At 41.2% G+C, this 24,317-nt stretch carries 22 protein-coding genes; 13 read left to right on the forward strand and 9 right to left on the reverse strand.

Translation table 11 applies throughout. From position 1 onward, the window contains the following. Nucleotides 1-8 precede the first annotated feature (8 nt). The 9 genes from R7P64_RS04635 to R7P64_RS04675 all read left to right on the forward strand — a co-directional run bounded on the left by R7P64_RS04635 (nt 9) and on the right by R7P64_RS04675 (nt 9,452). On the forward strand, nt 9-290 hold the full coding sequence (locus tag R7P64_RS04635) for an HlyU family transcriptional regulator (RefSeq protein WP_005376244.1): 282 nt from the start codon (nt 9-11) through the stop codon (nt 288-290). A gap of 434 nt (nt 291-724) precedes the next feature. Further along, the gene (locus tag R7P64_RS04640) at nt 725-2,281 is read left to right on the forward strand and encodes a Re/Si-specific NAD(P)(+) transhydrogenase subunit alpha (protein ID WP_054575447.1); all 1,557 of its coding nucleotides are present in this window, start codon (nt 725-727) and stop codon (nt 2,279-2,281) included. 8 nt (nt 2,282-2,289) lie between these two features. After that, nucleotides 2,290-3,666, forward strand: a complete 1,377-nt coding sequence (pntB, locus tag R7P64_RS04645; protein WP_005376248.1) for a Re/Si-specific NAD(P)(+) transhydrogenase subunit beta — start codon at nt 2,290-2,292, stop codon at nt 3,664-3,666. A 155-nt stretch (nt 3,667-3,821) separates the two neighbouring features. After that, the gene (gene vxrA / locus R7P64_RS04650) at nt 3,822-5,276 is read left to right on the forward strand and encodes a sensor histidine kinase VxrA (RefSeq protein ID WP_025767766.1); all 1,455 of its coding nucleotides are present in this window, start codon (nt 3,822-3,824) and stop codon (nt 5,274-5,276) included. After that, the gene (vxrB, locus tag R7P64_RS04655) at nt 5,251-5,913 is read left to right on the forward strand and encodes a response regulator transcription factor VxrB (protein WP_005376251.1); all 663 of its coding nucleotides are present in this window, start codon (nt 5,251-5,253) and stop codon (nt 5,911-5,913) included. Before vxrA ends, vxrB begins: the two co-directional genes overlap by 26 nt. A 6-nt stretch (nt 5,914-5,919) precedes the next feature. After that, nucleotides 5,920-6,801, forward strand: a complete 882-nt coding sequence (locus tag R7P64_RS04660; RefSeq protein WP_005388048.1) for a DUF2861 family protein — start codon at nt 5,920-5,922, stop codon at nt 6,799-6,801. Between the two features lie 60 nt (nt 6,802-6,861). Then, nucleotides 6,862-7,983 (forward strand): conjugal transfer protein TraF, encoded by a 1,122-nt coding sequence (locus R7P64_RS04665; protein ID WP_182038275.1) that lies wholly within the window; start codon nt 6,862-6,864, stop codon nt 7,981-7,983. 41 nt (nt 7,984-8,024) lie between these two features. Then, nucleotides 8,025-8,186 carry a YoaH family protein gene (locus tag R7P64_RS04670; RefSeq protein WP_005376257.1) on the forward strand — a complete coding sequence of 54 codons (162 nt, stop codon included), beginning with the start codon at nt 8,025-8,027 and terminating at the stop codon, nt 8,184-8,186. Between the two features lie 876 nt (nt 8,187-9,062). Further along, the gene (locus R7P64_RS04675) at nt 9,063-9,452 is read left to right on the forward strand and encodes a universal stress protein (protein ID WP_213972761.1); all 390 of its coding nucleotides are present in this window, start codon (nt 9,063-9,065) and stop codon (nt 9,450-9,452) included. A 90-nt stretch (nt 9,453-9,542) separates the two neighbouring features. On the opposite strand, the gene R7P64_RS04680 is transcribed toward R7P64_RS04675, so the two are convergent. Together R7P64_RS04680 and R7P64_RS04685 are read right to left on the reverse strand one after the other, a co-directional pair. Beyond that, nucleotides 9,543-9,755, reverse strand: a complete 213-nt coding sequence (locus R7P64_RS04680) for a hypothetical protein (RefSeq protein ID WP_005376260.1) — start codon at nt 9,753-9,755, stop codon at nt 9,543-9,545. 296 nt (nt 9,756-10,051) lie between these two features. Beyond that, a complete protein-coding gene (locus tag R7P64_RS04685) occupies nt 10,052-10,891 on the reverse strand; it encodes a LysR family transcriptional regulator (protein ID WP_213972760.1) in 840 nt (279 codons plus the stop codon). A gap of 81 nt (nt 10,892-10,972) precedes the next feature. Between R7P64_RS04685 and R7P64_RS04690 the strand changes: the two genes are divergently transcribed. Continuing rightward, nucleotides 10,973-11,323, forward strand: coding sequence for a hypothetical protein (locus R7P64_RS04690; RefSeq protein WP_213972759.1), 351 nt, complete (start codon nt 10,973-10,975; stop codon nt 11,321-11,323). Between the two features lie 248 nt (nt 11,324-11,571). Beyond that, a complete protein-coding gene (locus R7P64_RS04695) occupies nt 11,572-11,805 on the forward strand; it encodes a hypothetical protein (RefSeq protein WP_213972758.1) in 234 nt (77 codons plus the stop codon). Nucleotides 11,806-12,059: 254 nt separating this feature from the next. On the opposite strand, the gene yciH is transcribed toward R7P64_RS04695, so the two are convergent. The 4 genes from yciH to R7P64_RS04715 all read right to left on the reverse strand — a co-directional run bounded on the left by yciH (nt 12,060) and on the right by R7P64_RS04715 (nt 14,596). Next, nucleotides 12,060-12,371: a stress response translation initiation inhibitor YciH gene (yciH, locus tag R7P64_RS04700; protein ID WP_005376292.1), complete on the reverse strand. Its 312-nt coding sequence runs from the start codon at nt 12,369-12,371 to the stop codon at nt 12,060-12,062. Between the two features lies 1 nt (nt 12,372). After that, complete coding sequence (locus R7P64_RS04705; protein ID WP_005376294.1) at nt 12,373-12,759, reverse strand: DUF3319 domain-containing protein; 387 nt, start codon at nt 12,757-12,759, stop codon at nt 12,373-12,375. A 128-nt stretch (nt 12,760-12,887) separates the two neighbouring features. Further along, complete coding sequence (locus tag R7P64_RS04710) at nt 12,888-13,877, reverse strand: D-alanine--D-alanine ligase (protein WP_222712624.1); 990 nt, start codon at nt 13,875-13,877, stop codon at nt 12,888-12,890. A gap of 149 nt (nt 13,878-14,026) precedes the next feature. After that, entirely contained in the window at nt 14,027-14,596 is a 570-nt protein-coding gene (locus R7P64_RS04715; protein WP_005390018.1) for an SPOR domain-containing protein, read from the reverse strand. A 236-nt stretch (nt 14,597-14,832) separates the two neighbouring features. Here R7P64_RS04715 and R7P64_RS04720 point away from each other — a divergent pair, with 236 nt between their 5' ends. Continuing rightward, nucleotides 14,833-17,466: a bifunctional acetate--CoA ligase family protein/GNAT family N-acetyltransferase gene (locus R7P64_RS04720; protein ID WP_213874162.1), complete on the forward strand. Its 2,634-nt coding sequence runs from the start codon at nt 14,833-14,835 to the stop codon at nt 17,464-17,466. A 77-nt stretch (nt 17,467-17,543) separates the two neighbouring features. Here R7P64_RS04720 and R7P64_RS04725 read toward each other — a convergent pair whose 3' ends face one another. Further along, entirely contained in the window at nt 17,544-18,431 is an 888-nt protein-coding gene (locus R7P64_RS04725) for a LysR family transcriptional regulator (RefSeq protein ID WP_017634152.1), read from the reverse strand. A 231-nt stretch (nt 18,432-18,662) separates the two neighbouring features. On the opposite strand from R7P64_RS04725, the gene R7P64_RS04730 reads away from it, so the two are divergent. Continuing rightward, nucleotides 18,663-20,801, forward strand: a complete 2,139-nt coding sequence (locus R7P64_RS04730; protein WP_318119270.1) for a TonB-dependent hemoglobin/transferrin/lactoferrin family receptor — start codon at nt 18,663-18,665, stop codon at nt 20,799-20,801. 335 nt (nt 20,802-21,136) lie between these two features. On the opposite strand, the gene galE is transcribed toward R7P64_RS04730, so the two are convergent. Beyond that, on the reverse strand, nt 21,137-22,153 hold the full coding sequence (gene galE / locus R7P64_RS04735) for a UDP-glucose 4-epimerase GalE (protein ID WP_005376309.1): 1,017 nt from the start codon (nt 22,151-22,153) through the stop codon (nt 21,137-21,139). A 54-nt stretch (nt 22,154-22,207) separates the two neighbouring features. Beyond that, complete coding sequence (locus tag R7P64_RS04740; RefSeq protein ID WP_222712622.1) at nt 22,208-24,166, reverse strand: diguanylate cyclase domain-containing protein; 1,959 nt, start codon at nt 24,164-24,166, stop codon at nt 22,208-22,210. Between the last annotated feature and the right edge of the window lie 151 nt (nt 24,167-24,317).

Here is a 24,317-nt window from a genome sequence, read left to right on the forward strand (position 1 = left end):
GAGGAATCGTGGGATTTTTTTCGCGTTTGTTTGGTGGTAGTGAGAAAACGGTTGAAGCCAAAAATATCGAACCAGTTGAATATAAAGGTTTCCTTATTTACCCAGAGAGCCTTTCAGAGGGCGGACAATATCGCATCGCTGGTCGAATAGAAAAGCATGACAATGATGAAGTGAAAACACATCGGTTTATTCGCTCCGATTTGCTTGGCTCAGAGCAAGATGCCAATGACCTTATGTTGAAGAAATCTCAAATGTTTATTGATCAAATGGGCGATAAAATCTTCGACTAGCAATTTACTGCAATTTGATTCCAGTCATCTTAAAAAGAGCCATTAGTGTATATGCTAGTGGCTCTTTCTTTTTAACGCTTAAATCTCTGTTAAGTCAGTATTTAATCGTTACCTGGTTAGACCTCAGTCTAGTACGGTGTTGCGTTGTTATTTTTCGTGCACAGAGCGACAATCATTCATTACTTAGCGTTATATGTAATGAAATTTAGTATTTAAATTACAAAACACTTGAAGTAATGAGACGCGTTCGATACAAACAGAATAATAACAGGGCTGTTAGTCAAGGTGTTATTGTGCAAATGGGTGTCCCCAAACATCATCTTTCGTTTGCAATTGTCTTGCGTGGTAAACAGATAGAAATAAAAAAGAATTAGAGTAGAGCGACGCTCTGTTTTGGGACTAATTTATTGATATGTATACAAGGAGTATGCGTTTTGCAAATCGGTGTACCTAAAGAGATACTCGCGGGTGAATCGCGAGTGGCTGCATCGCCGAAGTCGGTTGAGCAGTTAATAAAATTGGGATTCGATGTCGCGATTGAATCCCAAGCGGGGGTGCTAGCGAGTTTCGATGATGCCGCTTATGAAGCAGCTGGTGCGAAAATCGTTTCTAGTGAAGAAGTTTGGGCATCTGGCCTTATTTTAAAAGTTAATGCGCCAATTGTGGATGATGAGCAAGGCATTGACGAAATTGCGTTACTGCAAGATGGAGCAACACTGGTTAGCTTTATTTGGCCGGCTCAAAATGCTGAGTTGATGGAACAACTTTCAAGTAAGAACATTAACGTTCTTGCCATGGATTCCGTTCCTCGTATCTCACGTGCACAAGCCTTAGACGCGCTATCTTCGATGGCTAATATCGCTGGTTATCGTGCAGTGGTTGAGGCAGCTCATGAGTTTGGTCGTTTCTTTACAGGTCAAATTACGGCTGCCGGTAAAGTACCTCCAGCGAAAGTATTGGTTGCGGGTGCTGGCGTCGCTGGCTTGGCGGCTATCGGTGCTGCAGGTAGCTTAGGTGCTATTGTCCGTGCGTTTGACGTTCGCCCAGAAGTAAAAGAGCAAGTTGAATCGATGGGCGCTGAGTTCCTGACCGTTGACTTTCAAGAAGAGTCAGGCTCTGGGGATGGCTACGCAAAAGAAATGTCTGATGACTTCAACAAAAAAGCGGCAGAGTTATACGCAGAGCAAGCTAAAGATGTTGATATCATTATTACGACCGCGCTCATCCCTGGTAAACCTGCGCCGAAGTTGATCACCAAAGAAATGGTCGACAGCATGAAAGCGGGCAGTGTAATTGTCGACTTGGCAGCTGCTAATGGCGGTAACTGTGAATATACAGTGAAAGACCAAGTTATCATGACGGATAACGGCGTAAAAATTGTTGGTTACACTGACATGGTTGGTCGTTTGCCAACACAATCTTCTCAGCTTTACGCGACAAACCTTGTTAACCTTCTAAAACTGCTGTGTAAAGAGAAAGATGGCAACATCAATATTGATTTTGAAGATGTTGTTATCCGTGGCGTTACCGTGGTGAAAGAAGGTGAAGTTACTTGGCCAGCGCCACCAATTCAGGTTTCAGCTCAGCCGCAAGTGAAACAAGAACAGCCTGTGAAGCCAGAGCCTAAAGTAGAAGAACCTACGTCTCCAACGAAGAAAATTATTGGTGTGGCAGCGGCTGTTGGAGCCTTTGCATGGGTAGCATCGGTTGCTCCAGCGGCGTTTCTCTCTCACTTTACTGTATTTGTTCTAGCGTGTGTTGTCGGATACTACGTAGTATGGAATGTTACCCATGCACTTCATACTCCACTAATGTCAGTAACGAATGCTATCTCTGGCATTATTGTCGTTGGTGCATTACTGCAAATTGGACAAGGTAATGGCGTCGTTTCATTCCTATCTTTTATTGCCGTATTGATCGCGAGTATCAATATCTTCGGTGGTTTCACCGTCACCAAGCGTATGCTTGAAATGTTCCGCAAAGATAAATAGGAGTCACAATGTCTGCAGGATTAGTACAAGCAGCTTACATTGTTGCTGCATTATTTTTCATCATGAGTTTGGCGGGGCTTTCAAAGCAAGAGTCTGCTCGTAATGGTAACTACTACGGTATCGCTGGTATGACGATCGCGCTGATAGCGACGATCTTTAGCCCAGATGCGCAAGGTTTTGGTTGGATCATTATCGCGATGGCGATAGGTGGTGCGATCGGTATTTTCTATGCGAAGAAAGTAGAAATGACCGAGATGCCAGAACTGGTTGCGATTCTACACAGCTTTGTAGGTTTAGCTGCGGTTTTAGTTGGCTACAACAGCTACCTAGATGCGCCAGAAGCAGCAACACATGCTGAGCATGTTATCCACCTTGTAGAAGTATTCTTGGGTGTGTTCATCGGTGCCGTAACTTTCACCGGTTCAATTGTCGCATTTGGTAAGCTGCGTGGTGTGATTTCTTCGTCGCCACTTAACCTGCCTCATAAGCACAAAATGAACCTCGCAGCGGTTGTTATTTCTACGCTTCTTATGATCTACTTCGTAAAAGCAGATGGCAGCATGTTCGCTCTTATTGTGATGACTTTGATCGCGTTCGCATTCGGCTACCATTTAGTCGCTTCAATCGGTGGTGCTGATATGCCAGTTGTTGTCTCTATGTTGAACTCATACTCAGGTTGGGCAGCAGCGGCAGCAGGTTTCATGCTAGCAAATGATCTATTGATTGTAACAGGTGCTTTGGTAGGTTCATCAGGTGCGATTCTTTCTTACATCATGTGTAAAGCAATGAACCGTTCGTTTATCAGTGTTATTGCCGGTGGTTTTGGTCAAGAGATAGTGATTTCAGGTGACGAAGAGCAGGGCGAATATCGTGAAACAACGGCTGAAGAAGTTGCAGAGATGTTGAAGAACTCAAAATCAGTAATCATCACTCCAGGATATGGCATGGCAGTAGCTCAGGCACAATACCCTGTTCATGAAATTACTGATGTACTTCGTTCACAAGGTATTGAAGTTCGCTTTGGGATTCACCCAGTAGCGGGTCGTCTACCGGGGCATATGAATGTGTTACTCGCTGAAGCAAAAGTACCGTATGATATCGTTCTTGAAATGGATGAAATCAATGATGACTTTGCTGAAACCGATACCGTATTGGTTATCGGTGCTAACGATACGGTCAACCCAGCCGCACTGGAAGATCCGAACAGCCCAATCGCTGGTATGCCCGTATTGGAGGTATGGAATGCGAAAAACGTAGTGGTATTCAAGCGCTCAATGAATACGGGTTACGCAGGGGTACAGAACCCACTGTTCTTCAAAGAAAATACATCAATGCTATTTGGTGATGCGAAAGAAAGTGTTGAGTCTATTTTTAAAGCACTTTAACCATTCTTGATTTAAAACTATACAGGGTCAGCAATCGCTGGCCCTTTTTTGTTCCGTTTCAATGTTATAGTAATGCAAATCCTTCTGTTAGCTGATGTCAATTGCTTGTAGATTGATGTATAGTTTTGGCTAATGTAACAAGTGACGGTAACAGTTTGATTAAAAAGTTTTTGCTCGGTTTTGCAACTGTATTGCCGCTTTTTTCGGCACCTGCATTTTCCGATTCACTACCAGAAAGAATAGATACGTTTACAGAGCTATTTAACTATGAAGTAGCTCTTAAGTCGTACGATATTCGTATTCTGCAATCAAATTATCCTACCAAGTTACTTGCGCCAGATTCGCTTCTGCCGCAAACGTCTGACTATCCGTTAAAAGATATCCAACAGCTTTACAGCTTGGCGAATACTTGTCGTGGCAAATTACCATTAAGTCCTTTAATTACTGAGCCTTTAGTATTTACAAGAGCGATTTGTAAAGGGACGCAGCTGACACCTCGTTGGTTCTCGCGTAGTGGTCTCATTCACCCTGGTGGTGGGACGTACGCGGCGCGTTATGTGGATAAGTATCCAGAACTCAAACCCAAACTATCTCAGTACATGCATATAAAAGAGCGTGATAACGAGGAAGGGGATGAGTTGCTAGAAAGCTTGAAAAACATGGATGACGACGCCATTAATGCTTTGATTGCAGGCGCGAGCATGTTTATTGAAGGTAATGAACTTTGGCTAAGACGTGGTGACCGTTACTTTGTTTTCGAGAAAGATATCTGGCAAGAGAACGTAGCGAATGCGGGTCTGTCATACGCTCTAGCCTCTCAAAGCAAAAGTTGCTTTGTTAAACGAGGCAATATTTGTTGGGATGTAGAAGATCACTCGCAAGTTTTGCGGATCAGTATGATCATACTGGTAATCGCCAATATTCTTTTGGTGATTGGTTGGGCGGTATACCGTTGGAATAGCAAGCGAGAAGAACTACGTAGTAGAATGCTCGTGTTGCAAATTTTAACGCATGAGCTCAGAACACCGATTGCATCTCTATCACTAACGGTTGAGGGCTTTCGTCGAGAGTTCGAGCATTTGCCTGAAAGTGTGTATGACGAATTCCGCAGATTGTGTGAAGATACGCGCCGCCTGCGTCAATTGGCAGAAGCGAGTAAAGATTATTTGCAATCTGATAACCAAATGCTTGCAACAGACTGGGTACCATCCGTTGCAGATTGGTTAGAATTTAAGATCGAAGAAGAATTTGATAGTGCCGTGCTTTTTAACATCAATGAAGATGTGGCTGCTAAAGTTAATGTGTACTGGTTAGGAACTTGTATCGATAACTTGCTTCGTAATGCGCTTAAGTACGGTGTCGCACCGGTTGAATTGGATGTCTCAACTAGTGAAGAAAAAATAGTATTCCAAGTCCGAGATGCAGGAGGCCTAACGGCTAAAGATTGGGCAAATTTGAAGAAACCGTTCGTAAGTAAGAGCGGGTTAGGACTTGGATTAACAATCGTTGAATCTATGGTAGGCCGCATGGGCGGAAAAATGTCCTTAATGGGACCACCTACAACTTTTATATTGGAGATACCTTGTGAAACAGACACTGCTTCTCGTTGAGGACGATAAAAACTTGGCTGACGGCCTGTTAGTAAGCCTGGAACAAGCAGGATATGAGTGTTTACATGTGGAGCGTATTGCAGACGTAGAGCCACAATGGAAAAAGGCTGACTTGGTAATTCTCGATCGCCAACTCCCAGATGGTGACTCTGTACAATGTCTCCCAGAATGGAAACAGATTAAAGACGTACCAGTTATCTTGTTAACGGCACTTGTTACCGTAAAAGATAAAGTTGCAGGCCTTGATTCCGGCGCGAACGACTACTTAACAAAGCCTTTTGCTGAAGCGGAGCTTTTTGCGAGAATCCGTGCACAGCTACGAGCACCGGATTCAGCAGAACAAAGCAACGCTGATAAAGTGATTACAAAAGACTTAGAGATTGACCGCTCGACTCGTGAAGTGACTTATAAAGACGAGCTAATTACGCTTACTCGAACAGAGTTTGATTTGCTGCTATTTTTGGCGTCAAACTTAGGTCGCGTGTTTACTCGTGATGAGCTACTTGACCACGTTTGGGGTTACAATCACTTCCCGACAACACGTACGGTTGATACACATGTATTACAGCTTCGTCAAAAACTGCCAGGACTGGAAATTGAAACACTTCGTGGTGTTGGCTACAAGATGAAAGCATAAGTCGTAATGAAAATACTACTCCCTGTAGTTGTCTCATTAGCGTTAGTGAAACCAGTCCATGCGATGGACTGGTTTCAAACTAACACGCCTTTAACACAGGCACATCAACACTTACTTGAAGATGATCTTGCGGGTATGTTCAACTCTCTTGTTGAACTCTGGCAAACGGAACCAAGTAAAGATTTGACTCCTCACCTTAATGATCTTCTTGGTCAGTCACTATCTAAAAACTGTGGCAAGGCTCTCACTGGTGTAACGCTGCCTGATTGGATAAGTGGTGTGAACGTTATTCGTCAGACTATTCAAAGCCCTGGGCGAGATACATTTAGATTGGTGATCAAGCTAAGAGCTACAACTGACATCGAAAATATTTCATTTAATCGATGGGTGGATGATTCTATATCCGCGGACAGTTCATTCAGCTATGAACAACAGCCGAACGGGACAGAACTTGCCAACGAGCGTAGTTACTCGAAACGCTATAACTTAACAGGTAAACTTGAAGCTGGTTTATATCACTTAACCGTTGTTTCTACTGATAAACAAGAGTATCGAACTTGGGTAATACTTGGAGATTCAAACTCTTCTCAATATGTTCGTTGGACATCTAAAGAGAATTGGAAAGTAGAAAAGAGCGCACTTCGTAATCCCCATTGTCCATTACCGCAACTTGAAGTTGGTTTGTATGACTACATTGATGGCCAGTACGAGCAAATGTGGAAAAAGACTTATGAGTCTAACTATCCAAATTCATTGGAGCTAGCGGGTGTCCCAAACGATAGATACGTATTGGCGGTAAGTATCAATAGTCGCCGTTGGCAGGGCGATATAATTGTTGAGCAGGCTCAAACTATTAGCCGAACCTATGATCTTTCCCAGGAAGAATAGTTAAAGAAATACTACTTGTGCCGATAAAGGTTCAGGACGAACTAAAATCACAAGTGTAGTATGAAAAACAAATATAAAATTCTTGCCACTTCTGTTGCTACTATTCTTTTCGCTAATGCTGCTTCTGCTGCTACTTATGCGATAGAGGCTCGTAGTGATGCAATGGGTGGCGTTGGTACCGTATCAGCAACTTATCTAACTGCGCCTTTTTTCAACCCCGCTCTTACTGCGATTTATCGTCGAAATGACGATGCAGGCATGATCGTGCCAAGTTTTGGTGGCAGCTACGATGATCAATATGATCTAGTTGATGAGATCGAACGCATCAGCAAATTAACAGACGTCGATGAAATCAAAAAATCGATGGATGCTATCGATGGGAAAAAGACAGACTTTGATCTTGGTGGTGTCGTTGCCATTGGTATCCCCAACAAATTCTTATCTGCAACTGCATACGGTAAGCTATACACTGAATCATTCGTACAACCAAATGTTGATACCTCAGGTACTAATCCATTAGATGATAGCTATGTACAAGGTGTTTCTATTGGCGTGGCTGAAGCTGGTATTTCACTTGCTAAATACACTAATTTCATGAACCAACACCTTTCTTTTGGTGTTACTCCTAAACTTCAGCGTATATACACGTACTCATACGCCACGAGTTTTCAGAATTTTGATACTAAAGACTTACGTGAAAATGAGACCGCGGAAACGATGTTTAACTTAGACGCAGGCGCACTTTGGTTCTTTGGCCCATATCGTCTCGGTATTTCAGCAAAAAATTTGATCGGAAGAGACGTTAAAACAAAATCATTTCAATATGGCAGTGATACGATAAAATCATACGAATATAGCATGCGTCCTGTATACACCGTTGGGGCAGGGATTGTTGCCGATTACTTTACGATGAGTGTTGACTACGATCTTAACGAAGAAAAACGTTTTTCATCCTTTGATGATAATACGCAAATGATTCGAGCTGGTATTGAATTTGATATTTTGCGTCAAATGGCATTACGAGCAGGGTATATGAAGAACTTAGCTCGAAATAATGACGAAGGAACCATTACTGCTGGTATCGGGTTGTCTCCACTTAAGTTGTTCGAATTGGATATTGCAGCTCAGTACACAAACGAGAACGCTATGGGGGCATCCATTAATTTCCTTGCTACCTATTGATTGAATCGTTATAGTCAGCTCCTCAAAATGAGGAGCTTTTTATGTTTGACGATTTACCCCCTCTATCTCACCAAGAGCAACAACAAGCTGTAGAGAGAATTCAAGAATTGATGGCGAAGGGCACAAGTACTGCAGAAGCTATCAAAATTGTTGCCGAACGGATTCGATCTGAGTACGCAGAAAAACAACAGCAACAAAACTAATCAATTCATGGACAGGGCATACGCCCTGTTTTTTTTTGCCTTTCTATTTTCTATTCCTTTACATTCCCAAACACCACCCTGGTTACGCTGTAACTCAAATTTACTATACCTATATGATTTTAATCTTGTTCAATTGCCTTTAAGACTAAATAGCGAGTTAGTAAAATTTTACCCAATTGTGTTAACCTTAGTTTGCGCAGCACAGGCAATTAGGCATTTCTTAATGAACTCATAAATTAAACTCCATATTATCAATTATTTACCTCGGACTTTTAATCTGTCAACTATATTGGTCTTGATTGATCTTGTAATTTAATTACAAAGCGCGAAAGGACTTCGTTCTCAGGCAGAGGATTATGCTGAAAAAATAAAAAAGATACACCGTAACTTATAGCGGTAATTAAACTAGAGTTATTAAATAAGCGATATAAGAACAGTAAGCACTCGCAGACATATGTAATAGATGAATCGGAAGTTCATCTTATTTAGCTGCTTTTTTAGCCGAAATACGTCTCCTGGATTTGAGCGGAGCGTTACATATTGAAAACGCTTGACCTAAAGTAGTTTTACTAAACTAGGCGACGTTGAAGTGGGTAATATGAAACCTCAGGAGTAGTAGAAATAAAGAGCAGTGACTCGCGTTACAACGTAATGTTTCTTAGCATACTTCCTGTTAAATAGTCCGATAATTAGAGAAGAAATTGGAAAAACATCGTTGATCTTTGGATGAGAGGAAGCAACAAGGTTGCAATGAAAACTATTTGCCTGTTTTACACTAAACTCCTTTAACTATCATGTAGCAGTAGTTTTGATGTTGTGTTCGCTCTATGTGGACTAGACTTAATATGAGAACAAAAACTAACCAAGGGAGGAATGATGGGTTACAAGCACGTTTTGGTTGCTGTCGACTTATCTAAATCTAGCCAAGCCGTTATCGAAAAAGCAATAATGCAAGCAGATAACTCAAGCAGCAAACTCTCATTTGTTTACGTAGATGTTGATCGCATAGTCATGGAAGCGAAGGAAGAGCAAGAATTGGAAAGAAGGCTGCAAGAGCTCGCTGATAAATGCTTATACCCAGTAAACGAGACCATGGTAGTAATCGGCGATCTTCATATAAAACTATCGGGAATCGTCAAAAAAGAGGGGATAGATTTAGTTGTCTGTGGTCATCATCACTACTTATTGAGTCGCTTTTTTTCATCGATATCAAAGGTTGTGAACGAAGTTGAAGCTGATTTATTAATCGTCTATTTAGACGAGTGATCGACAACTCTTGTTCGCACTCATCATTTTTTGTCACTAAAAAGCCGAACTTTTATGTTCGGCTTGGTGTATCGGTGATAATAAAAGTTTTTAGCCAGGAATGATTGATGCCTCATGAGATAAAACAGATGCAGACTCCGCGTTTGACTGCAGATCAAAATGTACGTTAACTTGCACGCCTTCTCGCTCAAAAGTGACATCATCAAAATCGGTCATAGCGATTTTGAATCCATTTCTAGCAAAAAAGCCAGTCACCATAGTTCGCTGCTTAATTTCTAATGCAGACGCGAGTAGCTTATCCATGGCATTCTCCTTGGTTATTGTGGGGATATGGGTAGAAGATACACATAGATTGGTATGAAATCAATTTTATATAAAGTTGCTTTTGATGAAAATTTTAATGTAAGTCAATCTATCGTTTACCCCACGTGATTTATTCCACGCAAAACCTTGATAACAAGACGGCAGAGCATCTCACATTGTGATAGCAAGCATAAAGATGGGGGTGTTAAGAAATACCGCCGAAACAATATGTTACAAAGATTAGCGTTAGGCCTAGTTGAGTAGACAACGCAAAATTCTAAATCTGAACAACCGCCCTAAAATGACTCACTCTTCAATACTTGTGATAACTCAGACCTAATAAAAGTAGATATCTCAGCTAGCTTTCTTGGCAAAGGGTTTTGATAAGGGTAGGCAATACACATGGAACGTTCTATATCAAAAGTTTGCGATATTCGGATGTTTTTGTCTATATAGTTACTTTTAATAAGATAGTTTGGAATGACACCAACCCCAACTCCCTCAGAAACAAAGTTTATTAAAATAGAGGTGTTATCAACTTCGATAATATCAGTATATTGATTTTTAATTGATTCCTTATTCGAATGATGTTTGTAGATTAATAGTGTTTTGTTGTTGGCATTACTTACCCTAGATATCAAAACATCACTATAATCACCAATTTTATGTGCAATAAGAGTGTCATCAATAACATTATTAAGCCTAATCGCTAAATCTACATTGCTTTCTAATAAATTTTCTACATTGTTACTTGACGATATTTCAAAATCAACTTTTGGATATCGTTCTTTTAAGTCTTTAAGAACAGAACCAAAAATAGAAGAGGCTATAGAGTTGGGCATTGTGATTTTAAACTTTCCATCAATGCATTCACTCAACGAGCTAGCTCTGTAATTTAACTCGTGCAAACTCTCTAACGTCTTGATAGCAAGCTCTCTAATGCTTTCGCCATGATCAGTTAAAACGAGTTTCCTTGTTGTTCTGTGGACGAGTGTTACGCCAAGTTGTTTTTCTAATGCTGCTAGCTGCCTGCTGACTTGAGCTTTAGACTTTCCAAGTTCTTTTGATGCCTCTGTAAGAGAGAGGTGTTTACAAATGGCTGCAAAGCAGATCAGCTCATTGTTCATCAATTCCATGATTGTTACCTTTTTGCAACTCTGAGTCACGTTGTCTTTTAACTGGTGGGAAAGTATAACTTGCATCATCGGAGGGGGACAATGATATTTAAAAGCCGCCATGAAATAATGGCAGACTACTATCTTAATAAAACTATATTGGATATTAAGTTAAACCGATATCCTGAAGAAATTAACTCAATCGGATTAAATATAGAAAATAAAGATTTAAAAATAAAGAATTTGTCTCGTGAAATTACTAAGTTGGGTTCGGGTGATTTAATTGTTGATTGTGCATCATTGATAATGACTCATTACATATCGGAAAAAGTAATAATAAAAGTTGAAATTGATTTTTTAAATTATAAAGTTAAACGTGTAAGGATATTAAAATATGAAGACTGCAATACAAAATTCGAAAAGATCTGTTTATCAGAAAGATACATTGTATAGAATAATAAATAATATTAGTACTTTGTATACCAAATCACTAGTAAAATTATTTGGTGAAGAGCTGAGAATCCATCATTGCAAACATAAGATTAATGTAAGAACCACTAACGAGTTGAGTGAACATATGAAGAAAGATCTAGGTATAGATTGAAAAGTAGAGAGTTTACATCTGTTAGATTCCTTGTTCCTATAAAACTAATGTAGTACTTACACGTTTGGGTTAAGCAAATGCGTGTCCATGTTGACTCATGTTGAATGAGCAAGATGCAGAACCAACGTGTACAGTGTTGAACGTAACCCAAGATACAATGAAGGAACTTAATCAGCCACACGGTGTTAAAGTTGATGACTGGTTATTATCAAGTTGTCGCTGTGGTGAAATCGAAGTTCACGGTCCATACAAGACAGCTGATGAGGCTTGCAAAGCAGCTACAGGCAAATACGGTGTAACTAAACTGACTTCACCAATGCTAATCTTCTAACTCTTAAGTTCGTATTATGTATATTATGTTAAATTTTATATCGCCGTACGCTAAATGTTGTCTGAGTATGCTCCTATTCCCCTGCAGATTTTAAATTTAAGGGCCTTACTGTGAGCATTAAACATAATGGTTATTTACCATAAAATAGCTAATATCGATCTATCAATCTACGATTGCTTGCTCTTCAATTAGCAACTTATAAAAAATGGCGTCTATTTCTTTAGACGCCATTTTTGTTTACTGGAAATATTAAATTAGCCACCGGCTAATTTGACTGTCATGCCTTTCTTTTCAAGATGTGCCTTGATCTTGTCTCTAGCATCACCTTGAATCTCGATATTGCCATCTTTTACAGAGCCACCACAGCCACAGACTTTTTTGAGTTCTGCCGCTAATAACTTTAAAGGTGCATCATCCAAGTCTAAACCTGTAACAATGCATACGCCTTTACCTTTACGGCCTTTCGTTTGGCGCTGAATCCGAACAACACCATCGCCTTTAGGGCGAGATACTTTTTCTTCTTCCGGTTTAATTCGACCGGTTTCTGTTGAATATACCAGAGTCATTCTATTGTTTCTTTTGTTGTTGAGCTTGCATCGCTTTTTGCTTTGCAACCAAATAAGCTTCGATATGGCGTTGAATAGCGGCTTTACTGCCCTTAATCAGTTTACCATTAAACATACAGTACCAAGAGTTAGGTTGGCCTGTATCGTTTTGAATAGTATAGCCGTTAAAGACCTCTGATTTTGCAACACCAGTTTGCTGCACTCTTTGTCCGAGTGAAGCAAACTCTTTGGGATCAATAATCGATGCGGTGTCACACCACCAATCAATGCTTTTCTTTACCGCCGTCAAACTGCCCTGTAAAACGTGGTTCTTGATTTTAACCTTCCAAACACTGCCATCTGATCCGACTGACTGCAGGTTAAAACCTCTATAATTTGAAATCGCCATACCACTGAGTCATCTGTTTAATGCGTTGATATAATCATAATTGCTACTGAGCAATATTCAAATACGGCTTGAATAATCCTTGCTCTAGAAAACAACTTGTATCATAAAACGCGTCTCGATAACGTTAATCACTTTGCACTGTTTATACAATCTTCCAAGAACTCATGAAATTTGTGCCCGTTGTTTTGAAGCATTTTAGGGAACATTGAGATCGGAGTCATTCCAGGAAATGTGTTTACTTCGTTTAAGTAAATCTCATCATCTTCCGTTAGGAAAAAGTCGATACGAGATAAATGACGAAGATTCATTTGTTTAAATACCGTCTCTGACGCGTGTTGGATGGAATCTAATTGTATTTGAGTTAGATTCTTCGCCTCAACTTCTGTGAGCGAGTGACTTGAACTGCTGTACTTTTCATCGTACGAGTAAAAAGCACCATCAGGCGCGATGACCTCGCCTGGCTTAGTGATATGTAGTTGGCCATTCATCTCATATGCAGCAACTTCAAGTTCTCGAGGTTTTACTGCTTTCTCAACCAACACTTGGTCAGAAAACCCAAAAGCATCATTTACTGCATTAGAAAGCTTGTCTTTTTCTGTGACACTGTAACAGCCAACGGAAGAACCTTGGCGAGCGGCTTTAACAAAAACTTTTCCCCACTTTTCAAAGGCTTTATGAGCTTGAACGTAAGCTTCTTCATCGTTTCGCGTTAAGAATAAGTATGGCGTATTGGGTATGCCAATAGCGTCGTACCAAAGCTTAGATGTGATTTTATTGAAACTATTGCTACTCGCTTCTGGCCCGCAGCCAAGATAAGGAATACCTGCGATTTCAAACAGAGATTGAATGTCGCCTGTTTCGCCAGGAAAACCATGTATACAAGGCACGATGAAATCAATGGTTTGATTAGATTCACTTGAGCACAACTGCTTGGTATTGAGATCCAAGTAAACCAACTCACCTTGGTTGGTCATCCAACCTTCGTTTTTTATTTCTACGCGTGTAACGTGAACGTCTTCAATAAGATTTAGTTGTTGTTCGACAAAGTTTGCAGACAATAATGAAATCTCGTGCTCAGAAGAGCCACCGCCGCATAGTAAAAGAATATTTTTAATCATGAATCCATCTTTCCGTGACCTACAAAAGATACTATTTATTATGATAAACCTTTGAAGTGTGACGTACAGTAATTTTAGTGTGAGGAATTTTGTTCGAATAGGATTTGAGCAAATAAATAAGGGAGCTATTCGCTCCCTTATTTGATGTGTTAATTTAATTTGTTAAGCGTTGGGTAAGCTGAGTTTTTGATTGCATCAATGCTTTTAACAAATGGCCTTAACTGCTGAAATTGAGCTGGCAAAGTCGAAATCGCTTGCTTGGCTTCTGCGCTTGTTGCGTAGTCTCCGTATAAAACTGAGAACCACTTAGTACCGTTTACAACTTTGTAGTTTTCCCAAATTGGCTGACCGTTCTGTGGCAGCTTATTTGCAAACTGATCGACTTTAGCTTGGCTACCCACAGCTGCGACTTGAATGGTATAGCCGAATCGTTGAATGCCAGCTTGCTTTTTACTTGGTGGTACGATCTTAACTGGCTTCGCCTGCTCTTTTGGCGTTAGCTTGACTACTTTCTTTTCTTCAGGCTTTGCCGTCATTTTCACAACAGTTGGTTGTACGTCTTTTTCTACTACAGCGTTTTCAGACGCCATAATTGGCTTAGAGATACGATCTGATTTGTAGTCCTCTCGGTAACTTTCTGAGGTCACATCCGTGATGTAAGTTTCAGATGCACAAGCAGAAAGCAGAACTGACAAGCCGATGATTGCGATTTTTTTCATGAAGTAACAAATGCTCTGGATAAATATTACGATAAATCATGCCGATAGCAGGGCCGTTTATCAAGCATCAAATACAATAATCTGTGATTTTGATGTGATGAATAACACAAACTCCATAAGCATCGTACACATTTTCTGCAATGTCTGGTCTGAAGATGTTTTATCAGTAAATTATTCGTTTATGATTGATATGAAACCGAGAAGCCAACGTGACTTACAAACGGCCAGGAGTCAGCATGAATAAACTACATAAACTCTTTAAACCCAACTCTGTGGCCGTTATTGGGGCATCTCAAAAAGCATTGCGAGCAGGACATGTTGTGATGCGCAACCTTCTACAAAGTGGATTTGGTGGCGCGATTATGCCAGTAACGCCGCGATATAAAGCCGTATCTGGCGTGATCGCTTACCCTGATGTAGCTTCCCTGCCCTATACGCCAGATATTGCAATTTTGTGTACGAACGTTTCACGTAACGAGCAGTTACTTAAAGAGCTAGATGAGAGAGGCACACCGTTTGCGATTGTTATCTCTGATGACCCTAAGCCTTTAGATATTTCATCATTGAACATTCGAGTTTTAGGCCCAAACAGCTTAGGTATCATTCTTCCTTGGCACAATTTTAACTGCACGTTTTCCCCTGTCGCAGCTAAACCCGGAAAAATTGCTTTCATCTCACAATCCGCGGCGGTTTGTACCACGGTTTTAGACTGGGCAAATGATAAGAACATTGGTTTTTCTTCGTTCATTTCAATTGGGCGTGGACAGGATATCGATTTTGCAGATTTGCTCGACTATTTGAGTATGGATGGAAACACAGAAGCTATTCTGCTTTATGTTGATAATATCCAAGACGCTCGCCGATTTATGTCTGCTGCGCGAGCCGCTTCACGTAACCGACGTATATTGGTGCTAAAAGCGGGCCGCTCTAAAGAGATGAATACTTTTGAGCAGCAAGACGGAGATACACTTGACGTAATTTACGATTCTGCTATTCGCAGAACTGGTATGTTACGAGTCAGCAATACGCATGAGCTTTTTGCCGCGGTTGAAACACTCACGCATTCTGTGCCACTTCGTGGAGAGCGTTTAGCGATCATCACCAATGGCGGCGGCCCTGCTGTTATGTCCGTTGATACTTTGATTGAACGTGGTGGCCAACTCGCAACGCTTGATGACGCTTCCATTGAGCAATTACAAGCAGTACTTCCATCCAACTGGCGTGCTCGAAATCCAATTGATCTGTCTGGTGACGCAACCCAAAAACGCTATATTGATACCATTAACGCACTGATGAATAACGACTGTGCAGATGCGATATTGATTATGCATAGTCCTTCTGCTGTTTCTGATCCTCTTGAGACTGCTCAAGTCGTTATTAATGCCATCAAATCTCACCCTCGGCATAAGCATTTTAATATCTTGACCAACTGGTCAGGAGAACAAACGTCGAGAGAGGCACGACTGGCATTTACTCAAGCAGGCATTCCAACCTATAGAACACCTGAAAGTGCGGTTGTAGCATACATGCACTTGGTCGAATACAGACGAAACCAGAAACAACTAATGGAAACGCCAACGACGGCAGAGCCATTACATTCTGGAAGTGTGAGTTCAGCAAAAGAGTGGGTAAACGAACGACTACTGGATAAAAATACAGTTACCTTGGATACGCATCAAACCAGCCCATTATTTAAGCTGTTCGGGTTTAACGTTTTGCCTACGTGGATTGCATCTGACGACATTGAAGCTGTTCATATGGCAGAAAATATTGGATATCCTGTTGCGGTTAAATTACGTTCTCCAGATATTCCTCATAAATCGGATGTTCACGGTGTTGCTCTAAATTTAAGAAACAGTCGAGAAGTTTCCAACGCAGCGCTATCCATTTTAGATACCGTAAAGCTCAGTTACCCTTCCGCCAATGTACATGGGCTGTTGGTACAAGGGATGGCAAAGCTCGGCAGCGCTGAAGAGCTACGGATTAGTATTGCAGTAGATAAAGTCTTTGGACCAGTGATCTTGCTTGGTCAAGGCGGCTCTGAGTGGAATATCGCCCAAGATGCCGTCGCTGCACTTCCTCCTTTGAACATGACGCTTGCGCGCTACCTTGTCGTTGTTGCCCTAAAGTCTGGAAAGATTCGCCTGCAGAAACACAAAGATGCGCTCGATATTACTGAGTTGTCGAAGTTCTTGGTTCGTATCTCCCAAATGGCAGTTGAGTTACCAGAAATACAAAAACTGGATATTCATCCAGTACTAGTATCCGGAAGCGATTTAACTATCCTTGATGCAGATGTCACACTGTGTAAATACGAAGGAGACGCCCAAAAACGGCTAGCGATTCGCCCTTTCCCGGCAGAGTTTGTCGAAACGGTGACGCTTCGAGATGGCCAACCTATCCTGCTTCGTCCTATCTTGCCTGAGGATGAGCCGCTGCATGCTCAATTCATTAATAGCGTATCGAAAGAAGATCTCTATAAACGTTTCTTTTCTGAAGTTGGAGAGTTCAACCATGAGGCTTTGGCAAACTTTACTCAAATCGACTACGACCGCGAAATGGCGTTTGTTGCGGTAGCGTTTAATACTGACGGACCGTCTATCATAGGGGTAGCCCGCGCATTGATTACACCAGACAATAGTGACGCTGAGTTTGCTATTTTGGTTCGTTCAGATTTGAAAGGAAAAGGTTTAGGCAAAGTGCTGATGCAGAAAATAATCAGCTATTGCAAAGTTAAAGGCACAAAGCAAATGTCTGGAATGACCATGCCAACAAACAGAGGAATGTTGATGTTGGCTCAGAACTTGGGGTTTGAGATCGATGTCCAGTTTGCAGACGGTACGGCAGATATGGTGCTCCCTTTAAATTGAAAAGCGCAGCATTAGCGATGACTTTTACTTCTTACATTCGATAATCAATGGGAATCTAAGAAGTAAAAGTTACGTTGTTACTTTAGTTTCCAATTCTTTTTTAAGTACTGAATACACCAGGATTTTGCCTCACCCATAGTGTTCCGGCGCCATGCCAAAATAATATCCATCGGCTGTTCTTCAGTGCCTTCGATTCGTTTCAATACACCACTATCAATAAGAGGTTGTGCAATTTGGCTTGGTAATGTACCAATACCCAAACCTGCAGTGAGCGCTTCTACTTTTGCCGTAAAGTTGGTGACGGTCAAGCGAGGCTGTTTTTGAATGATATTAATTGAGAGCGCTGGTTGCTCACGTGCGGTATCTGCAATAGCAATAATCCGATACTTTTCTCGCGCTGCTTCATCAAACTTACCACTACGCTTGTGAACATAGTGATCAGCGGAAGCTACCCAATACATACTCATTTTACCAATTTTTTCTGACTTAACTTCTTGAGGAAGCGTATCCAGTGATGGGCAAATCAGTAAATCAGCTCTCCCCGTATTCAACGACTCCCAGCTACCAGCCAGAATCTCCTCTTGCAGCCTGACTCGAGTTGAGCTGACCTCGGCCAGCGCATCAACCATCGGGAAAAAGTTGGATATAGGAATAATGCCATCGAAGGCAATGGTAATATCCAGTTCCCAGCCATTCGCCAATAACGTTGCATCGTTCACTAACTTTTCACTGGCTTGTAAAATGGCTCTTCCTCTTTCAAGAATAAGCTTACCTGCTTCAGTAAAATGGGCTTTGTGACCAGAGCGATCGAAGATAATAATGTCTAAGTCTTGCTCGAGTTTCTGGATTTGATAGCTCAGCGATGACGGGGCTCTGTCTAACTCATTCGCAGCAGCAGCAAAACTCCCTCTTCGATCAATAGCATCTAGAATATGGAGTGCTTCTAACGTAATTGGACTCTGCACATGGCCTCTCTTAATGTGATATCCATCACATTCGTTGTATTTGGATGAACTTATCAAGAACTAACGACAAATAATATAACATATTGATAACTAAAGACTAGGAATGCTCATAGCCTAAGAATAAGATTCAATACAAATCAATAAATGACAATGGTAATGATAGTAATTACCATTTAGATCCATTAATATCCGCGTGTTGTTACCTATTATGGATCTAAGGTATTGAAGCCAATGTATAAAAAATCAATTTTGTCAGCCTCCATTTTAGTTGCCCTTTCCCATACTGCTTATGCGGAAGAAGCTTCTAAGTTTGAAGAAGTCGTTGTGTCGGCCACCCGTACCAACCAAACCATAAACACTGTTGCTGCTTCTGTTGCTGTTGTATCAGAGAAAGACATCGAAGAAAACATGGTAAAGGACTTGAATGATCTATTCGAGTATACGCCAGGTGTTACTGTTAATGGCACTCAACGCCAAGGCGTCCAAAGTATCAACATTCGCGGGATGGAAGGTAAACGAGTTAAAATCTTAGTAGACGGTGCATCTCAACCAGGTGTATTCAGCGGTGGACCATATTCGTTTATCAATTCTAGTGCCGTTACTGTCGACCCCGATATGCTAAAGAGTGTCGAAATTGTTAAAGGAGCAGCTTCTAGCCTACATGGTAGTGATGCAATTGGCGGTGTTGTCGCATTCGAAACAAAAGATCCGAAGGATTTCCTCAAAGATGGTAAAGACTTTGGTGGTCAAGCTAAACTCTCTTATTCATCGGAAGATAACTCTTTTAGTGAGCATGTAGCTTTAGCAAAGCGTTTCGGTAATACAGAAGCACTTATAGCCTTTACACGCCGTGATGGTGCAGAGCTACAAAATTTCTCTAAGGCGCCTTACGATAACTATTCTGTGGACAACCAAGATTATTACAAAAACGATCTATTGGTAAAACTTCAATCTCAATTGAATGACGCTCATCGCTTGGAGTTCTTGGGAGAAGTTATTTACAACGAGACTGACTCAGAGATCGCACATAAAAGTTACAAAAACTTCAACGCTGAAGACACAACCAAGCAAAATCGCATTGGGCTCAAGCACATTTGGTTTGCAGATGCAGCTATCTCGGATACGATCACGTCCAAGCTTACATGGATTGGTAAAGAAGAAAACGGCGTCTCTAATCGCTTTATCGAAGCCAGCCCTGGTTACCCACCTTACGTACCGCCTAGTGGTGACAACCAACAGAAAAAAGATTACGAATATACTGAAGACAAATTTGAATTCGAAACTCAGTTAGATAAAGAGATTCAAAATCACTATATTGTTTACGGAATATCGTACAAACATAGTGACATCAGTAATACCAATCGCGAGTTTAATTCCGATCCTGGCACGCCAGATACTGTTTACGTTTACACACCGGATGCAAAAGAAGAAAGCTTTGGTTTATTCTTGCAAGATGAAATTTCGCTTCTTAATGACAAGCTAATTCTGACTCCAGGTGTGCGTTACGATTACTTCTCTACTAATCCTTCAAATACTTCTGAAGAGTCATTCGAGAAGTTTAGCGACTCTGCATTAACTGGTCGTTTAGGAGCAACTTACTCTGTATCGCAACCTGGCACGATCTTCGCGCAAGTGAGCCAAGGGTTCCGAGCGCCATCGTTCGACGAGCTTTACTACACCTACGATAATCCGGCTCATGGCTATACCAACCGCCCTAACCCAAATTTGGGATCTGAAAAGAGTTTGTCTTATGAACTTGGTTACCGTCATAACATTGCAGCGTCTGCAACTGAAGTAGCGTTCTACTACAGTGATTACAGTGACTTTATTGAGCAAACGTCATCAAACAATGGTGGTTTAACTGAATTCACAAATATCAATATTAGTGAAGCAAACATTAAAGGGGTTGAGCTCTCTAACCGTCTTGATTGGCATGCCATTGCTGGTCTTCCATCAGGCGTGACAACTCGCTTTGTTGCAGCATACACAGAAGGTGAAGATGGTGATGGTAATCCTTTGAACAGTGTAAACCCATGGAATGCCGTAGCTGCAGTAAATTACGATTCACCAAATGCACTTTGGGGGACAAGCCTAAAAGTAAACTACACGGCTAAGAAATCGAACAGTGATATCAACTCAGATGGTGATAAAGGCGGAATCAAAGACCAAGTTGCTTTGCCGTCTGCGACAGTCGTTGACTTAACGGCGTACTACAAACCAATGAAAGATATAACCATTCGTGCTGGTGTTATGAATCTAACGAATGAAGAATACCATCTTTGGAACGATGTTCGCGGTAAGACTGAGTTAAGTCGAGACAAAACGCAAGCTGAGCGTAATTATAACATTAGTGTTAAATACGAGTTCTAAACCTTAAAAACACAAAAGCCAGCGTAATGCTGGCTTTTTTTATGGCTTTCATTTCAAAAATGTAAAGAAAAGTATGAAAAATGAAAGTTTACTGTTTTGCCATCTCTTTTTTCACCATTACTGCTGCTGCAATGATGAAAGTGATGATCAGACCGAGTTCCATGAACTACCCCAATAGCTATGAGAAAATTTATAACCCAAATTAAGAGTCGGGCATAGTTTAACAGCTCTATATATACTTGCTACCTTTTAACCAGTAATTTACGATTTTTTCCGATTTGGATCAAAAAAGACGCAATTATGCGCCTTTTTGTTACTATTATGTAAATTAAAGATTAGGCATCTGGATAACCTTGAGGGTTAGTAGACTGCCAGCGCCATGTATCGCCAGTCATTTCTTCTAGAGTGCGAGTTGCTTTCCAACCTAACTCATTCATCGCTTTTGATGGATCCGCCCAACACTCTGCAATATCACCTGGACGACGCTCAACAAGTTGGTATGGGACATCTTTACCACTTGCGGCTTCAAATGCTTTCACCATGTCCAGTACACTGTAGCCGTTACCAGTACCGAGGTTATAGATATGAAGGCCAGCTTTGCTACCTACTTTTTCTAATGCAGCAACGTGACCATCGGATAAGTCCATTACATGAATATAATCACGTACGCCTGTGCCATCTTTGGTCGGATAATCACTACCAAACACAGAAAGGAACTCTCTGCGCCCTACCGCAACTTGAGAAACAAACGGCATTAAGTTGTTGGGAATACCTTGAGGATCTTCACCTAGCTCGCCTGTTGGATGTGAACCTACCGGGTTAAAGTAACGAAGAAGTGTAATGCTCCAGTCAGGGTTCGCATTTTGGAAGTCGGTTAAACACTCTTCTACCATTAATTTGCTGCGCCCATATGGGTTAGTTGCGCTAGTTGGAAAGTCCTCTGTGATGGGTACAGAAGCAGGATCACCGTATACAGTCGCTGATGAACTAAATACCAACGATTTAACTCCGGCTTCACGCATTGCATCAACCAATACTAAAGTGCCATTAACGTTGTTGTCGTAATACTCTAAAGGTTTTGCTACAGACTCACCGACGGCCTTTAAACCTGCAAAATGGATAACAGCTTCAATATTGTGCGACTTTAGTGCTTCTACCATCGCCAATTTATCTCTGATATCGGCTTTAATGAAGGTTGGCTTTACACCACATACCTTTTCAATTCGATCTAATACCGTAGATTTACTGTTGTACAGGTTGTCTAGAATCACTGGCGTCATGCCAGCTTCGATCATTTGAATACACGTATGACTACCGATATAGCCCATACCACCCGTAACGAGTACTTTCATTTTATTATTCCTTCTGACGCGAATTGAGTTAGTTTAAAGCTTTGACGTTACGATTTAAACTGTCTCTTGTAATTCGCATCCCATTAATATTGCTTGGCCTTTCCCGGCTTTCTTTGCTTGATACATTGCCGTATCCGCACTTTTTAAAACTCGAGTAGCATCGCGCTCATTTACACCGACTAATTTTACGCCGATACTAACGCCAACTTTGAGTAAGTGACCTTTGTACTCAATTGGAGCACATATGCTCTCGAGCAACTGTTCTGCTATTCGGGTGACCACTTTTTGATTGGCGGGATTAACCAACATGACAAATTCATCACCAGAAAGTCTTGCGATTAAATCACTATGTCTCGTCGCAGATGTTAGACGTTCGGAAACTTTTTTCAAAACTTCATCACCTGCATCATGACCGTAGGTATCGTTAACTTCTTTAAATCCATCCAGATCGAGGTACAAAACTGCAAATTCGTCACGCAAGTATCCAGAGCGTTGTACTAGTTGTTCCAACTCTAAATGGAACTTAGATCGATTGGCTAACCCCGTTAAAGCATCGTGATGAGCTAAATGCTCTAATCGTTCCATCTCTTTTGCGCCGGAAAGGTCGGTAAGAACAATAACCAGATCATAGAAACCATAGTCTTCACACTTAACGATACGATTGACTCGAGCAAACATCGGTACAAACTGACCAATATGGTTCTTCTCGATAACTTCACCTTGCCAAACGCCATAATTTTCTATCGACTCGATGATACTAGGCATCATTTCCTGTAACTTGCGCCACTTTAGCGTTTGGATGAATGACTTCCCAATAAGCTGATCCACCTCTAAGCCGACTAACTTAGTGACGGCAGGGTTTACCATCGTAATGACACCGCGATGATTAAGAACAATGAGACCATCTTGGCTGCTTTCAAAAACACGTCCCGCAACACGTTGCCGGTTTATGGCTTCTTCAATTTCGGTGATATCTTGAATCGAAAACAGTAAGTATTCATGTGTCGAGAGGCGACGACTGGTTAGGCTCAACTGCTGTTCGTTATCTGCATTTTTGAGGTGAATATCATCGCACTCTAGGCCTCGACTCAGGATCTGACTCAGCTCATTCGGTGTTTTGGTTTTAATTAGATCACGAATATTGGCGTATTTAAGTTCATCTAATTTTTTTTGAAATATTTGCTGGGTCGCCGTATTACAATGAATAACACGTCCGGAATTGTCTGTAATAACTAATGCATGCTGAATAGATTCGATAACCTCTTCTGAAAATGCGCGCTTTTGTTCTAGTGTGTCTAGCGAATGTTGCCGCTGCTTCTCACGTACTGTTAACCTATTCATCATTTGATTGAAAGATCTCGCGAGCTCTCCAATTTCATCGTTGGCGTAATAGCGTGCTTGATTTTCCGTGCTTCGTCCGTGTGTCACATTCTCTATTAAGCGGCTAAGCTCCATAACGGGCTTGAGAACAAGCCTCTCGATACTTATGTAAAAAACAGTGCCACCAGCGATCAGAAACAGAAGAAGTAAAGCGCCATCTTGAAGTAAAGATTGTATGGCTTCTACAATTGGGCGATGAGAAAGCGTAACTCTCATGCTACCAATGACATAGCCATCATGGATAATCGGCTCTAGAACATAAAGAAATTTGGTTGATAAGGCATAGCCTAGAGCGTGCAACCTACTTCTTTCGGTTTGACTTGGAACGGGTGCCAGTGCCCCACTTATCTCCATAACAGCGAATGGTTGGTCATCTTGGTCATAAAGTTTGACCCGCGTTACATTTGGCTGGTTTAAAAAGTTGGCGAGAATAGTTTGAGCTTTTTGCTTGTCCTTTGTCGTCAGCGCATCTTTAATTGAGAAAGAAACGTTGTTAATCAACTTTCTTGTCTGCTCGACCAGTTCATGCTTAGACGATTGGTATACAGTATACGAGGTGTAACCTTTTGAGATAACAAAGATAGCCGTTAAAAAGACCAGAAGAGGCCAAATAAGCTTCGCTCGTAATGACATATATATTCCTGTCGCAGACAACTACAAAAATGACAGAAGAACCATTATGCAATCTATCACCCATGAAGGGCGACAAGATTAACACGATGCTAATGCAAAATAACCTTAAATTCTCAAAAATTGGATGGAAAAGAAACGAAATACCTTAAAA

It is taken from the genome of Vibrio sp. 2304 (genome assembly GCF_033339475.1).
GTDB lineage: Bacteria > Pseudomonadota > Gammaproteobacteria > Enterobacterales > Vibrionaceae > Vibrio > Vibrio alginolyticus.

What these genes read in the sequence shown, in the direction of transcription:
- pntB (WP_005376248.1), top strand. Translation starts at nt 2,290, where the DNA reads ATGTCTGCAGGATTAGTACAAGCAGCTTACATTGTTGCTGCATTATTT.
- R7P64_RS04660 (WP_005388048.1), top strand. Translation starts at nt 5,920, where the DNA reads ATGAAAATACTACTCCCTGTAGTTGTCTCATTAGCGTTAGTGAAACCA.
- R7P64_RS04665 (WP_182038275.1), top strand. Translation starts at nt 6,862, where the DNA reads ATGAAAAACAAATATAAAATTCTTGCCACTTCTGTTGCTACTATTCTT.
- R7P64_RS04670 (WP_005376257.1), top strand. Translation starts at nt 8,025, where the DNA reads ATGTTTGACGATTTACCCCCTCTATCTCACCAAGAGCAACAACAAGCT.
- R7P64_RS04675 (WP_213972761.1), top strand. Translation starts at nt 9,063, where the DNA reads ATGGGTTACAAGCACGTTTTGGTTGCTGTCGACTTATCTAAATCTAGC.
- R7P64_RS04680 (WP_005376260.1), bottom strand. Translation starts at nt 9,755, where the DNA reads ATGGATAAGCTACTCGCGTCTGCATTAGAAATTAAGCAGCGAACTATG.
- R7P64_RS04685 (WP_213972760.1), bottom strand. Translation starts at nt 10,891, where the DNA reads ATGGAATTGATGAACAATGAGCTGATCTGCTTTGCAGCCATTTGTAAA.
- R7P64_RS04690 (WP_213972759.1), top strand. Translation starts at nt 10,973, where the DNA reads ATGATATTTAAAAGCCGCCATGAAATAATGGCAGACTACTATCTTAAT.
- R7P64_RS04695 (WP_213972758.1), top strand. Translation starts at nt 11,572, where the DNA reads ATGTTGAATGAGCAAGATGCAGAACCAACGTGTACAGTGTTGAACGTA.
- yciH (WP_005376292.1), bottom strand. Translation starts at nt 12,371, where the DNA reads ATGACTCTGGTATATTCAACAGAAACCGGTCGAATTAAACCGGAAGAA.
- R7P64_RS04705 (WP_005376294.1), bottom strand. Translation starts at nt 12,759, where the DNA reads ATGGCGATTTCAAATTATAGAGGTTTTAACCTGCAGTCAGTCGGATCA.
- R7P64_RS04710 (WP_222712624.1), bottom strand. Translation starts at nt 13,877, where the DNA reads ATGATTAAAAATATTCTTTTACTATGCGGCGGTGGCTCTTCTGAGCAC.
- R7P64_RS04715 (WP_005390018.1), bottom strand. Translation starts at nt 14,596, where the DNA reads ATGAAAAAAATCGCAATCATCGGCTTGTCAGTTCTGCTTTCTGCTTGT.
- R7P64_RS04720 (WP_213874162.1), top strand. Translation starts at nt 14,833, where the DNA reads ATGAATAAACTACATAAACTCTTTAAACCCAACTCTGTGGCCGTTATT.
- R7P64_RS04730 (WP_318119270.1), top strand. Translation starts at nt 18,663, where the DNA reads ATGTATAAAAAATCAATTTTGTCAGCCTCCATTTTAGTTGCCCTTTCC.
- galE (WP_005376309.1), bottom strand. Translation starts at nt 22,153, where the DNA reads ATGAAAGTACTCGTTACGGGTGGTATGGGCTATATCGGTAGTCATACG.
- R7P64_RS04740 (WP_222712622.1), bottom strand. Translation starts at nt 24,166, where the DNA reads ATGTCATTACGAGCGAAGCTTATTTGGCCTCTTCTGGTCTTTTTAACG.